The sequence below is a fragment of the Shewanella sp. HL-SH4 genome (assembly GCF_051164845.1).
In the GTDB taxonomy this organism is placed as follows: domain Bacteria; phylum Pseudomonadota; class Gammaproteobacteria; order Enterobacterales; family Shewanellaceae; genus Shewanella; species Shewanella glacialimarina.
Window position 1 is genome coordinate 1,744,127 of sequence record NZ_CP195037.1, and the last position, 14,224, is coordinate 1,758,350.

The window sequence follows — 14,224 nt, forward strand, 5'->3', positions numbered from 1 at the left end:
TATGAACTCTCCTAATGATTTTATGCCCAATATCGAGGCGGTTTTGATGGAAAAGGCTTTTACCCTTTGATGGTTGATATATGGGGGTGATCCATCACACTTCCAAGGGCTAACAATAAAAAAACTACAGAATTTTTAAGTCTGTTTTATTAAAGCTATGCAAACCCTGATAGAATTCGCATCCTTCATTACAAAGCGATGTCACCATGAAAGATAAACACGGGTTGCTTAGTGCACCAATTGGTCGTGTTCTGTTTAACATGACCCTGCCTAACCTGATTGGTATTCTAACCATTCTGGGTGGCAGCTTGGTGGACATCTATTTCATTAGCCAGCTAGGTACAGAAGCCTTAGCGGCGGTCAGTTTTACTTTTCCGGTAACCTTAGTGATTGTCAGTATCGGTATCGGCATAGGTGCCGGTGTATCCACCAATTTAGGCCGTTTTATTGGCTCTGGCCATGCAGAACAAGCTAAAATTTTTTTATTCGATACCTTAGTATTAACCTCTGCGATTATCACTTTATTGTGCCTAATGGGTGGCTTACTGATTGAGCCATTATTCACCTTGCTGGGCGCGAATGATCGCAGTATGCCTTACATTCATGACTATATGATGTGGTGGTATTTGGGGGCACCAGCTTTAGTGGTGCTGATGGTGGGTAATCAAGCATTACGCGCCACTGGCGATACTCGCTCTCCTGCTAAAATTATGATGTTGGCGGCTATTGTCAACTTGGTGCTAGATCCCTTATTAATATTTGGTTTAGGGCCTTTTCCACGCTTAGAAGTGCAAGGGGCTGCCATTGCTACCACATTATCTTGGATTATTGCGCTGTTGCTTGCGGGCCGATTGCTGATATTTAAACGTAAGTTATTACATAGTGCCAGCTTAGTCCGCAGCCGTATGGTCGCCAATTGGCGCGCCCTAGCGCATATCGCTCGCCCAGCGGCATTAATGAATTTAATTAACCCCATTGCCAATGGTATTTTGATGGCCATGATAGCCCGTATAGACCATGCAGGTGTGGCGGCATTTGGCGCGGGAATGCGCTTAGAGTCGGTATTGCTGCTGGTGGTAATGGCTTTGTCATCAAGTTTAATGCCCTTTATTGCGCAAAATTTAGGCGCTGGACAGCATGTTCGTGCCAAAGCAGCGTTACTTAAATCGTTGCAGTTTATCTTGGTATTTCAAACCCTGTTGTATATTCCGATGTATTTTTTTGCCCATCCAATTGCACAGCAATTCTCTAACGACCCTGTGGTTATTGATTGGCTGACTTTTTATATTATGGCGTTGCCAGCGGCATATGGTCCGCTGGGCATAGTGATTATTTTTGCCACCAGCTTAAATGCGTATCATCGTCCAATGAGCTCTTTGGTGATTAATTTATGCCGTTTAATGTTGTTAATGCTTCCCTTAGCTGCGTTAGGCTCGTACATTGGTGGGGTTAAAGGCTTGATGTTGGCGCTACCTGTAACAAACACCCTAATGGGGATAGCCTGTTATATATTGGCAACCAAAATTACTGAGCCAAATCAACAGACACGCTCGACTCCCATTATTATAGACTAAGTGTTATCGACTAAATATCATCGACTAATGTCATCGACTCATTTTCTACACTACTGCATAGGCATACTATGACGATTCAAAACACCCCACAAACGGATCAATCCTCAGGTATAAAGCGCCCATTTAAAGCGGCTCTGATGTCAGCATTTATTATGCCGGGCAGTGGGCAAATGTGGCTGGGTAATAAATGGCAAGGCATGGGTTTTATGGCAGTATCGCTGGGGTGTGTGCTGGTATTAATGAACTTTGCCATTGAGCGGGCGCAGGTGATATCAGAGAAAATTTTAGCTGGCGAAGTTCCATTAGAATACAGTGCAATTTACGCCCAAATAACCCAAGCGCCCGAAGGTGATGCTGCGCAAGTCGCCGCCTGGATCACCTGGATTTTTGTCGCTAATTGGTTAACCAGCATTGTGACTGCCTATCTTGCTGGTACAAAGACTGATGATAAAAAGATTAGCGGTAAAAATAGCAGCGATAAATAGCTATGCTGTATAAGCGCTGCATAATAATCGGTCACTAAAAAGCCAGCGATAAGCTGGCTTAATATTAAATAAAGAATAAGTGAAGTAATAGAGCGCTGATCACTTTAGCTCACACCTTTGATAAATTACTTTTTAGTATCGTCTTTATTGTCTATTTGGTGGCTTTCTGGACGTTTTTGGCTTGGGTCGTCTTTATGCTCAAAATCCCCTTCAAAGGTGTTGTCTTGATCACGCGGTGGCTCAAAAGGGTTTTGTCCAAATGGACCTTGATTAAACGGACCTTGCTGACCAAATCCACCGTGTACTCCGCCGTTAGCCATCACCCTCAACTGTAATCGTTTGTACATAAATGCCGCCACAGGCGAGCGGGTAAAAGGGGTTAACAACAATAATCCTATCGCATCAGTGACAAAGCCTGGAATTAACAACAATACACCGGCGGCCGCTAACATCATGCCTTCTACAATTTCTTGTCCTGGCGCTTCGCCACGTGCCATTTTTTGTTGCACTGTCATTAGGGTGTTCAAACCTTGGCTTCTTACCAATGACACACCAACAATGGCAGTAAAAAATACTAGGCCGATGGTTGGCCATACACCAAGTGCATCACCAACTTGAATTAATACCGACAGTTCTAAGGCAGGTACAATAACGAACACTAATAATAAAATCAAAAACATGTAAACCTCGATATAAGAATGATGTTTACCCAATAACTGGCAAATAATCTGCTGTCGATGAAAGCTATATGGGGTTTGTCCGGTCTATTTTCAAGAGACGTCACGAATTTCAAACATAACAGTGAAATCTGTTGCTAAAAATCGTACAGTAAGCCGATATTGACTATTTTAGCTTAAGCTAACGTTAAGTTTAACCGAGATACAATGGAAGCTGATTATTTACTGATTTTTTCAACCTGTCCCGATAAGGCCACTGCCGATAGTATCGCCCAGGCATTGATTAATGCCAAGCTTGCTGCCTGTGTGCAAATTAGCCAACCTATTGTGTCGGTTTATTATTGGGATAACCAAGTGTGTCAGTCTCAAGAGGTACAATTGCAGATAAAATGTCGCGCGTTACATTATCAAGCAATTGAACAATTGGTGATCCAATTGCATCCTTATGAAGTACCAGAGTTAATCGCAACCCCTATTACTCATGGGTTAGCGCCTTATTTAACATGGATAAAAGAAACCACTCAATCATGAAAAAAATATTCGCCTTTGTTTTAACATCTTTACTTTTACTGTCTTCAATCGCTTTCTCACCACTGGTGCAAAGTGAAGGGGTATTTAGTAAAAGTAAGTTTGATTTTTTAAGCAGTGAACCTGAGCTATTGCCGGTTAATGAAGCATTCTCATTCGATTTTAAGCAGCAAGGCAATCAGTTACTCATTAGCTGGGTGATTGCTGACGGTTACTACATGTACCGTGACAAACTGACCTTTAAAGCCGACGGCGCGGTTATTGGTGAGATTAATTTACCCCGCGGAAAAATCCATAACGACGAATACTTTGGCGAACAAGAGGTATTTTACTCGTTTGTCCAAATCCCTGTTGGTATTAAACAAGCCAGTAAAGAAGGCACTTTTAAAGTGACCTTTATGGGTTGTGCGGAAGGGACTTTGTGTTATCCGCCAACCACCCGTGATGTGATTTTAACGGAAGTTGCCGCTAACGATGGCAAAGTGGCTCAAGCTAAAAAAGTCATTGGCGCACCAGAAGTATCGATCAACGACACGGCTGAACAAGCAACTAAAAGCCCAATTACCCAACAAGACACCTTAAGCCAAATGCTTCAAAATGACAGCTTACTGTGGACCTTGGCGATCTTTTTTGGTTTAGGTATTGGTCTAGCGTTAACACCCTGTGTGTTCCCAATGTACCCTATTTTATCGGGTATTATTGTCGGCCAGGGTGAAAAACTGTCTACTGCAAAAGCCTTCACGTTATCGATGGCTTATGTGCAAGGTATGGCGATTACCTATTCATTATTGGGCCTAGTAGTAGCCAGTGCCGGCATGAAGTTTCAAGCTGCGTTGCAACACCCTGCTATTTTGATTTTCTTAGCGGTGATGTTTGTGTTGCTGAGCTTATCTATGTTTGGCATGTATGATTTAAAACTGCCGTCAAAGTGGCAAGAAAAAATGAACGCCATGTCAAACAACCAAAAAGGCGGCAACTTGATTGGCGTATTCTTTATGGGGGTGATTTCAGGCTTGGTGGCATCGCCTTGTACGACTGCACCGTTATCAGGCGCACTCATTTACGTGGCTCAAAGCGGGGACTTATTACAGGGCTTCCTCGCCCTTTATGTATTAAGCATGGGCATGGGCGTGCCGTTATTAGTACTCGGTACTTCCGGTGGCAAAATTCTCCCTCGCGCCGGTGCATGGATGGATGTTATCAAAACTATTTTCGGCTTCTTGCTAATTTCGGTTTCAATCATGATGATTGGTCGTATTTGGGTAGGGCTGGTGTCTGACGTATTGTGGTCAATTTGGGCTGTTAGCTTAGTCGGTTATTTAATGCATCAGAACAAGTTAACCGACTTTAACTGGAAGCAGTCTGTTCGTGGAGTATTATTATTACTCGCGTTACTTGCCAGTTTTTCCTATGGTTTTCAAGCTGTGATGAGTCACTTTGGCTTCCAGGTGCCCGGGGTTAACCAAACGGCGAACAAGGGTACAGCCCAAGCTGATGCGCACCACTTTATTAAGATTAAATCGTTAGATGATTTAGCGGTTGAGTTAGATAAAGCCAGCATCAGTGGTAAAACTGTCATGTTAGATTTGTATGCTGACTGGTGCGTCGCCTGTAAAGAGTTTGAAGCGATTACATTCGCCAATGCAGATGTGCTTGAACGCATGAATAAAATGGTTATCTTGCAAGCCGATGTGACCAAAAGTGATGCTATTGATATCGAGTTACTTGAGCATTACGGTGTGCTTGGTTTACCTACTTTGCTGATGTTTGATAAAAACGGTGATATCCGTGATGATCTTCGTGTCACTGGCTTTATGGGCCCTAAAGATTTCGCTAATCACTTGGATTTACTGCTTAAAGAGTAAACAACCTCTTAGCTAGTGACAATATCGACACAATAAACATCTACCAATGTAAACAAGCGACTTTTCACTCAGGTCGCTTGTTTTGTTTTATGAGCATCATTTTCCCCAAATGCTAGTTTTTCTTATACAATGTTAAGCATCTTTGCCTTAATTCACCATGATGGAGTGCTATGGAACCGGCCATATTAATTATCACCTTACTCTGTGGGCTTTTGGTCAGTAAAGTGGGCTTACCGCCGCTTATTGGTTATTTAGCTGCTGGGTTTGTGCTATTCACTTTTGGTATTCAAGACACCAGCCTGCCTCTTTTACAACAACTCGCTAATTTAGGCGTGACCTTACTGCTATTTTCAATAGGTTTAAAGCTGGATTTAAAAAGCTTATTTAAAGCCGAAGTGTGGGCCACTTCTAGCATTCATTTAATTGGTTCAATTATCTTTTTCATTCCGATATTAAAATTATTAGGCATGGCGGGGTTAGAACAACTAGAAGGCTATACCCTTAATCAACTACTGCTTATTTCGTTCGCATTAAGCTTTTCAAGTACTGTATTTGCGGTAAAAGTGATCGAAGATAATGGTGATATGAAGTCACTGTATGGTCGTGTCGCTATTGGTATCTTGATTATGCAAGATATCTTCGCTGTGGTGTTTTTAACCATATCAAAAGGCGATGTGCCCTCTATTTGGGCGCTAGGATTATTGTTATTACCCTTTGCTCGACCGCTTATTTATAAAGTGTTCGACAAAGTGGGCCACAGTGAAATGTTAGTGCTGTTTGGCCTAGTGATGGCATTAGTGGTCGGCGCTTGGTTATTTGAAGCCGTAGGCTTGAAGCCCGACTTAGGGGCATTAATTATTGGTATTTTACTAGCAGGCCATGCAAAGTCGTCTGAATTAGCTAAATCCATGTACTACTTTAAAGAACTATTTTTAGTCGCCTTCTTCCTCACAATAGGCCTAAATGGGCTACCTACCTGGTCAGATATTGGCTTGGCTGGCATATTAGTCATGCTAGTACCAGTAAAAATAGCCATGTTTATGTATTTACTCACTCGCTTTAAGTTGCGCTCGCGCACCTCACTATTAGCCTCTTTTAATCTGGCTAACTACAGTGAGTTTGGATTAATTGTCGCCGCAGTAGCGGCGCATAAAGGCTGGTTGCCAGCATCATGGTTAATCATTATTGCCGTTGCCTTAAGTATTAGCTTTTTGTTTGCTGCGCCGCTTAACAGCAGTGTGAATAAAATTTATCAGCATTTCCAAAGCCACTTAGTCAAACTTGAGAAACATCCATTACATCCAGAAGATCGTCAAATAAAAATTGGTAATCCGCGATTTTTAATCTTTGGTATGGGCCGTATTGGTAGTGGTGCTTATGATGAATTGCGTCTGCGTTTCGATGGCGAAATATTAGGCATTGAGCATAAACAGGAGTTAGTTGACTTTCACCGCAGCCAGGGCCGTAATGTCGTCCAAGGTGATGCTGGTGACACTGACTTTTGGGAAAAACTAGAACGTGCGCCTAATCTTGAACTGGTATTACTGGCCATCCCCCATCACGTTGGTAATTTGTTTGCCGTAGAGCAACTTAAAAAGCTCAACTACGGTGGAAAAATCAGCGCGATTGTACAATATGCCGAAGATGCAGAAGCCCTTAATGCAGCAGGAGTCGACAGTGCCTATAACCTTTATGAAGCCGCAGGTGCTGGTTTTGTTGATCATGTAATTTACGAGCATCTTGATGAACCTCAAGAAAAGGTTAACCGTGCGGAGCAGGTTGCCAGTGAGGCTATGCAGGATAATGCAACTGATTCAACTAGCAGTTCAACCAATAATGGCCAAGTTTAGTGCTAAACACTTGCGTCATTTAAGGTAGTAATAGTCAATATATAACGCCTCGAATTTTCTCGGGGCGTTTTTGTTTTTGTCAGCGTATTTTCAATTTTCAGATAGTGAAAAAAATCTCAGTTACAGCAGCTACAAAGTCGTGATATAAATCAAAGTAATAACTTAAATCACTGTCTGTCGGAAATTTTTGAAGTATGTCTAACCCTGCTCAACGTGCTACCAAATTATTTGTGCAAACTTTCGGCACAAAAGCGGACGATTTATACCAAGCACCAGGGCGGGTGAATATTATTGGTGAGCATACAGATTACAATGAAGGTTTAGTGCTGCCCGCAGCAATTAATTTTCATACCGTAATTGCAGTAAAACACCGGGAAGATGATTTATTTCGCGCGGTAACAGATGCCTTTCCAGGACAAATTAAGCAATGGCACTTTGGCGAAGAAGGCACTGTGTCTTCTAATGACGATTGGGCTAACTACTTAAAAGGTGTCACCTCAGCGATGCACACCTCTGGCCTGCACGCTAAAGGCTTGGACTTGGCGATTGTGGGCAATGTGCCATTGGGCGCGGGCCTTTCATCATCCGCGGCATTAGAAGTCGCTTTTGGTACCGCCATCAGTTATGCCAGCCAATTACATTTGTCACCATTAGCCATTGCTCAATTATCTCAACGTGGTGAAAGCCAATACATGTGCCATGACTGTGGCATTATGGATCAAATGATCAGCGCGTTAGCCGTTGAAGATCACGCCTTATTAATTGATTGTTTAGAGTTAGAAAGTGAAACTGTATTAATTCCTGAAGAGTTAAGCATTATCGTGATTGACCCCGGCATTAATCGTAAAGCCTTTATGGTGCAGTTTGAGCAACGTAAAAAAGAATGTTCCATCATTACTGATTTATTAGGTTTAGATTCCTTACGCGATTTATCATCCTCATACCTAGAGCAACGCAGAGACACCTTGTCATCTGAGCAATTTAGACGCGCTCGCCACGTTATCACTGAAAATACCCGCGCCAGCAATGTTGCTCGTGCCTTTGAGCAAAATAATATCGCCCGCTTTAGCCAATTAATGACGCAATCTCACCAGTCATTGCGTGATGATTTTGAAGTGATATTACCTGAAGTCGATATATTGGTGTCAATGATAGCCGAGCACATAGGTGAACGCGGCGGTGTGCGTATGAGCGACGGCTGTGTTATCGCGTTAATCGAGCATGAATTAACAGATAATGTGATCAATTTAGTTGAGCAACAATATACCCAAAAAACAGGCTTAGAAGCCAAAATCCATTTATGTTCAGCCAGTGCTGGCGCAGGCAGGATAAGCAAATAATCCCGAAAATAATCTAACACATCATAATAAGAGAGGCCTCAATGGTACGTTTTAGTGTGCTTGAATCTTGGCAAGATCCCCGCGGTGGAGAAGTTGAACGAGTCCGTTTAGACAATGGCACAATCGCAGTGGAAATTTTAAGTTTAGGCGGCATTATCAGATCATTGTGGGTACCGACAAAAAATGGTGAGCGCCAAAACGTGGTACTCGGTTGTGACAGTGTGGCAGATTATCTGACTCAGTCAGCCCACCTTGGGGCTATTGCAGGTCGATACGCCAATCGCATCGCCAATGGCAAAATGTCCCACGGCGGTACTGAGTATCAATTAAGTGTTAACCAGGCAACTAACTGTTTACACGGCGGTATGGAAGGTTTTAACCGTAAGCATTGGCAGCTGGGGACGACAAGTGACGGGGTGCGTTTGACCTTACACAGTCCTGATGGCGATATGGGATTTCCAGGAAATTGCAGAGTCCAATTAGATTACCGATTAGTCGGTAATAATTTGTATGTTGAAATGTTAGCCACAACAGATAAAGCCTGCCCTGTTAGCCTCACCCAGCACAGTTATTTTAATTTAGACGGCGGTGTGACCAATACTACCCATCAAATACAAGTTGATGCTAGGCAATACCTGACCATGAATGAGGTGGGTATACCCACAGAATTACTGACCACCGCGGGCAGCGATTTAGATTTAGCTCACACAACCTCAATGGCAGTACAAACACAACGCCCTGCACTTTTGGCAACCAATGGTTTTGATCATTGCTATGTAATGGATAATACCGGGGGTGAATTACAACGTTTTGGTAAGTTATCCAGTACGGTAAGCGGTACCAGTATGACGGTGTATACCAACCAGCCTGGGGTGCAGTTATACGGTGCTAATTTCCTAAACGGTGTAGTGGCTAAAAAGCAGCAGATATTAGTTGACCATCAAGCGGTATGCATTGAGCCGCAGATGCTACCAGACTCACCTAATCAGCCTGATTTACCGGGTAATGCTTGGCTAATGCCAAATGAAGTTTATCACCATATTTCACGTTATGAGTTTTCAATAGAATAAACCTTTAGTCATCAATAAAATTAAATAAGGGTAAGTTTTCACTTACCCTTATTTGTTTAAATCACTTTTGCTAACGGTCATGTCAGTCAGACCGTATTAGTTACCTGCGATCTTCATTTCACTGAGTAAAATGCCACCAGTGCGAATCGACGATCGTAAATCACGATCCTTACCCACGCCCTGAATCCCCATAAACATGTCTTTTAAATTACCCGCTATGGTGATTTCTTCCACAGGGAACATCACTTGACCGTTCTCAACATAAAACCCTGCAGCGCCACGGGAGTAATCGCCCGTTACGCCATTAACGCCTTGCCCCATCACTTCAGTGACAATCAAACCTGTGTTCATCGCTTTGATTAAATCATCAAAGGTTTGATCTGTATGGCTAAGCGTCCAGTTATAAATACCGCCAGCGTGACCTGTATTGGTCAAACCTAATTTACGCGCCGAGTAACTGGTCAATAAATAGGTCGCTAATGAACCATTATCAATAATTTTTCTACTTTGAGTCGCAACACCTTCACTGTCGTAATTGGCTGACGCTAATGCGCCTATTAAGTGAGGTTGCTCTTCAATATTGAACCACTCAGGAAAAATTTGTGTGTTAATTGAATCGAGCAAGAAGCTCGACTTACGATGCAAACTACTGCCGCTAATTGCACCAATTAAATGTCCCATCAAGCCAGTGGCTATTTCAGGCGCAAACAGTACCGGCATTTTCGCGGTGGCAATTTTACGTGCATCTAAACGGCTAAGGGTTTTATTGGCTGCTTGTTTACCAACCGCTTCAGGGCTTAATAAGTCTTGATACTTACGGGCAACGGTATAGTCATAATCGCGCTGCATATTGCCATCAGACTCTTCACCAATCGCCACGCAACTTAAACTGTAACGCGAACTACAATAGCCATTTAAAAAGCCATGACTATTGCCATACACTTTGGCACTGGTATGGGCATTGGCTGTGGCGCCATCGGAGCTTTTTATACGACGGTCGGTTGATAAGCTGGCTTCTTCTGCCCTAATAGCTAACTCAGCTAACTCTTCAGCGGTTAATGCTTGGGGATGATATAGCTGTAAATCACGAATATCTTGTGCCATCAAGGCTTTATCCGCCAGACCACTGAACGGATCTTCAGAGGTATACTTGGCAATATCATCGGCCGCTTTAACGGCTTGTCTAATTGCCTCTGGGCTTAAATCTGAAGTAGAGGAGTTACCTTTACGGCCATCACGGAATACAGTAATCCCTAAAGCACCATCTTTGTTAAACTCGACGGTCTCAACTTCTTTGTTACGGGTAGAAACTGACAGGCCTTGCTGCTTACTAATGGCGACTTCCGCCGCAGTAGTGCCTAATTCTTTGGCGTATTCAAGCGCAACACTGACTGCTTGCTTTAATGCCGATAATTCACTGTCAATAGTGGCTGGAGGTGCTTGATGAGAAGTCACAAATAGTCTCTTAAATGGCCTAAATTAACGCTAGCATAGCAAATTCATTTCACGATTGATAACAACACGTTTTGCTGACCTTTTTTCCCCGATACAACTGCAAAATAAATGCTATCATTAGCAGATATTTATTTGAGGTTTAAGATTATGAAAATTGTTGGTGATTCTGAGCACTTTCAGCAACCGTATGACAACGATGAAGAATACGTCAGCCGTACTGGATTTAAAAAAGAAAGTGAAGAGGCGCAGGCGTTAGGCATGCGTTTGGTGGCACTAAGTAAAACGCAGTTAGACAGAATGGGGTTAGACGAATTTTTGTACGATGCTGTGCTAAAAAGCAAAGTCATTAAGCAAAAAACTGAAGCTTATCGTCGTCATTTGCAGTACATAGGCAAATTAATGCGTAACTTTGATCACGAACCTATTGAAGCAGCACTGGATAAAGTGTTGAATAAGAACAATAATGAAGCTGCGCAAATACAGATATTCGAAAAAATGCGCGATCGTTTGTTGACTAATGGTGACACTGAAGTTCAAACATTGATGGATGACCATCCACAACTTGATCGTCAAAAGCTTCGTCAATTAGTGCGTCAAGCCAATAAAGAGCTGACCCAAGGCCCTGAGTCTAAATCAGCCAAAGAACTGTTTAAATACTTGCGCAGTGAAATAACTTAGTCATTTTTTGGCTGGGGTGTTATTAAACGGACTGAGTAAGTAGTAAACAGCAATTTACCTTAGATTCTGAATAACAATAATACTAGGATGTTACCCATGCGAATAATGACTTTGAGTCGCAGCATTCCATTAATTTTTGCTTCATCTTTACTTATCAGCGGTTGCAATGGCGCCGCTGATGGCACTGAGACAGAAACAACCACAGAAAACTATGCCATTAGCTTAAGTTTTCAGGCGGTTGTAGATGGGCAATGTAGCGACGCAACAAGCCAGCAATCATTTTATCTTAATGAACAATTTTGTGCGGTTGCCACCCTCAAAAATGGCAATACACTCGCATCGGGACAACTAGTCAATTTTGTTCTACCTTTTGGCAGTGCCTCACCTGCCTCAAAGCTCACCAATGCTAATGGTCAAGCAAGCTCCATCATTAGCTCAAGTACGACCAATGCAGGAGAGCTAAGCGTACAATTCAACCCTGCTAATAGTAATGTGGTCAGTGCCAGTCGTAATTTTGAGTTTTTAGCGTTAACTACTTCACCAACGACAGAGTCGGTCACCATTTCAGCCAGTATTAACCATGCTTCGGGCACAGTCACACGCTTTAAGGTTGATGAAGCGGTTCAGTTACAAGCCACCCTATTAGACAGCAGTAACCAAGGTATCGCCGATCAATTGGTGACTTTTACTGCCGGCAGTGCCAGCTTATCACCCGCAACAGCGCTCACTAATAGTAGCGGTAAAGCTGTGGTGAGCTATACACCCGCCGTAACAGATTTAGGTGCCAGCACCTTAGCGGTGAGCACTAATTACCAAGGCAAGGTGGTCACTAGCTCAAGTTTTTACGAAGTGTTAACCGCAGATGATGTCGCCCAAACAGGTTTGTTAAAAATGGGTCGCTGGGTATCTGCTACCGAATTTTATGAAGGTGAACTGAACACCACATTACCCACAGATACTAACGGTATCTATAAAGTCAGCGCCGGCGGCACATTTGGCGTAACAGCCACCATTGTTACCGACAATAGCGATGGCACTTTTAGCCGTTTACAAACACCGACTAGCGTGGCCTTTAGCTCAGATTGCTCAACTAATAACAAAGCCAGTTTAGACTCGCCTGTAACAACGTTATCAGGCAGTGCTGGTGCGACTTTTTCTGATACCAGTTGCAGCGGCAATAGTGAACGTAGCGATCAAATCATTGCAACAGCAATGGTTGGTACCACAGCATTAACGGCGAGTATAGACTTCACCTTAAGCCGTCAAACCTTAGCAAGCCTAAGCTTTATTTCTGCAGAGCCAGATCAGATTCGCATTAAAGGCGCTGGAGGTACTGGCTCAAGCGAGTCATCATTAGTGACCTTTATGGTCACCAGTGCCAATGGTCAACCGACTGCACAGCAAACCGTTAACTTTAATCTTGATACTGTTATAGGCGGCTTAAGCTTTGCAAATGGCCAGCAAACCGATAAAAGTATTACTAATGCACAGGGTCTAGCCAGCGTTCGAGTATTATCAGGTACTGTACCAACGCCTGTGCGGGTCGTCGCCAAAGCAACCGACATCGACACTAATGAAGTCATTACCAGCCAATCTGAACAGTTAACGGTGAATACTGGTTTACCACAGCAGCTTGGCTTTAGTATTTCACCCTCGGAATACAACCCAGAGGCAGGCAATCAAAATGGCAAGCAAGTCACTATTACGGTTTACGCATCAGATAGTTTTGGTAACCCTGCGCCCGACGACACTGTGGTTAACTTCACCGCTGAAGGCGGCCAAATACAGCCCTCTTGCTCTACTAAAGGTGGAACCTGTAACGTCAGCTGGACATCAGCCAACCCGCGAGTCACTGATAATAGGGTGACAATTTTAGCCTATGCACTAGGCCATGAAACTTTCTTTGATACCGATGGCGATAATATGTTTGGTGATAAAGATGGTGGTGCAATTGCATTAGCTTGTTTAAATGCCAGCAATAATCCAGTTGCCTGTAAAGGTAATGGTATGGACATTGAAACTTATCACCCAGCTGGCTTTATCGATTTAGGCGACGCGTTTAGAGATGATAATGAGACAGGTGCTTTTGATTCCAGCGAAAAATTCTTTAACACTTTAGCCAGTACCTACACTGGTCCCGACGCTAAATTTAATGGACCACAATGTCTTCGCAATGACGGCATATGCGGGATAGGTCAAGCCAATAAAACCTATATCCGTAAGGCTTTTGTGCTTACTATGTCAGGGTCAACTGCAGTGATGCAATTTAACCAAGATGGCACGGCGCTAAATACTAACTTTAGTAATATTACCCCTATCGCTGTCAATGGCCTCTCAACATTCACAATTAAGCTGACCGATACTGCTAACCAAATATTACCTGCCAAGACTACAGTCGCAGTTATCGCGACTGAGGGCGAGGTGTTATTTAACGGTTATACTGTGCCTAACCGCACGCTTGCCGGTGGTACTAGCACTTCATTCATATTAAAACATAACGGTGTAACGGGAGTCAGTAGGGTCACGGTAACAGTGACCACTCCAGGCGGCATTATCACTGAAACCAACTTTAATGTAACTTTGCTGTAGTCAAACTTAGCAAATGCAGATTGAGCTGACACTTAGTGTCTAGCTGGCTAACTCTAAAGCCCACTTCGGTGGGCTTTTTGTTAGGAGGCGATATAAGTGCTTAGTGATGATGA

11 protein-coding genes are annotated in these 14,224 nt (G+C 43.1%); 9 read left to right on the plus strand and 2 right to left on the minus strand.

Annotation, left to right across the window (positions count from 1 at the left end; genetic code table 11):
• Positions 1 to 206 precede the first annotated feature (206 nt).
• Together ACRWQL_RS08590 and ACRWQL_RS08595 are read left to right on the plus strand one after the other, a co-directional pair.
• A complete protein-coding gene (locus ACRWQL_RS08590; RefSeq protein ID WP_434953105.1) occupies positions 207 to 1,574 on the plus strand; it encodes an MATE family efflux transporter in 1,368 nt (455 codons plus the stop codon).
• Between the two features lie 68 nt (positions 1,575 to 1,642).
• Complete coding sequence (locus ACRWQL_RS08595) at positions 1,643 to 2,059, plus strand: hypothetical protein (RefSeq protein ID WP_434939760.1); 417 nt, start codon at positions 1,643 to 1,645, stop codon at positions 2,057 to 2,059.
• Positions 2,060 to 2,184: 125 nt separating this feature from the next.
• Here ACRWQL_RS08595 and ACRWQL_RS08600 read toward each other — a convergent pair whose 3' ends face one another.
• Entirely contained in the window at positions 2,185 to 2,739 is a 555-nt protein-coding gene (locus ACRWQL_RS08600; protein WP_434930659.1) for an FxsA family protein, read from the minus strand.
• Between the two features lie 204 nt (positions 2,740 to 2,943).
• Here ACRWQL_RS08600 and cutA point away from each other — a divergent pair, with 204 nt between their 5' ends.
• The 5 genes from cutA (at position 2,944) to ACRWQL_RS08625 (ending at position 9,389) form a co-directional block, all read left to right on the plus strand.
• Complete coding sequence (gene cutA, locus ACRWQL_RS08605; protein WP_226411661.1) at positions 2,944 to 3,267, plus strand: divalent-cation tolerance protein CutA; 324 nt, start codon at positions 2,944 to 2,946, stop codon at positions 3,265 to 3,267.
• Entirely contained in the window at positions 3,264 to 5,129 is a 1,866-nt protein-coding gene (locus ACRWQL_RS08610; protein WP_434953106.1) for a protein-disulfide reductase DsbD, read from the plus strand. Before cutA ends, ACRWQL_RS08610 begins: the two co-directional genes overlap by 4 nt.
• Positions 5,130 to 5,299: 170 nt before the next feature.
• Positions 5,300 to 6,979: a cation:proton antiporter domain-containing protein gene (locus tag ACRWQL_RS08615; RefSeq protein ID WP_434927968.1), complete on the plus strand. Its 1,680-nt coding sequence runs from the start codon at positions 5,300 to 5,302 to the stop codon at positions 6,977 to 6,979.
• A 194-nt stretch (positions 6,980 to 7,173) separates the two neighbouring features.
• Positions 7,174 to 8,319, plus strand: coding sequence for a galactokinase (gene galK / locus ACRWQL_RS08620; RefSeq protein WP_434953107.1), 1,146 nt, complete (start codon positions 7,174 to 7,176; stop codon positions 8,317 to 8,319).
• Positions 8,320 to 8,360: 41 nt separating this feature from the next.
• Positions 8,361 to 9,389 carry an aldose epimerase family protein gene (locus tag ACRWQL_RS08625; RefSeq protein ID WP_434953108.1) on the plus strand — a complete coding sequence of 343 codons (1,029 nt, stop codon included), beginning with the start codon at positions 8,361 to 8,363 and terminating at the stop codon, positions 9,387 to 9,389.
• Positions 9,390 to 9,485: 96 nt separating this feature from the next.
• Here the strand turns inward: ACRWQL_RS08625 and pmbA are convergent, their stop codons facing one another.
• Positions 9,486 to 10,844 (minus strand): metalloprotease PmbA, encoded by a 1,359-nt coding sequence (pmbA, locus tag ACRWQL_RS08630; RefSeq protein WP_434930663.1) that lies wholly within the window; start codon positions 10,842 to 10,844, stop codon positions 9,486 to 9,488.
• 147 nt (positions 10,845 to 10,991) lie between these two features.
• On the opposite strand from pmbA, the gene yjgA reads away from it, so the two are divergent.
• Both yjgA and ACRWQL_RS08640 read left to right on the plus strand, forming a co-directional pair.
• Positions 10,992 to 11,522 (plus strand): ribosome biogenesis factor YjgA, encoded by a 531-nt coding sequence (yjgA, locus tag ACRWQL_RS08635; protein WP_226411671.1) that lies wholly within the window; start codon positions 10,992 to 10,994, stop codon positions 11,520 to 11,522.
• 105 nt (positions 11,523 to 11,627) lie between these two features.
• Positions 11,628 to 14,111 carry an Ig-like domain-containing protein gene (locus tag ACRWQL_RS08640; RefSeq protein WP_434953352.1) on the plus strand — a complete coding sequence of 828 codons (2,484 nt, stop codon included), beginning with the start codon at positions 11,628 to 11,630 and terminating at the stop codon, positions 14,109 to 14,111.
• Positions 14,112 to 14,224: the final 113 nt, after the last annotated feature.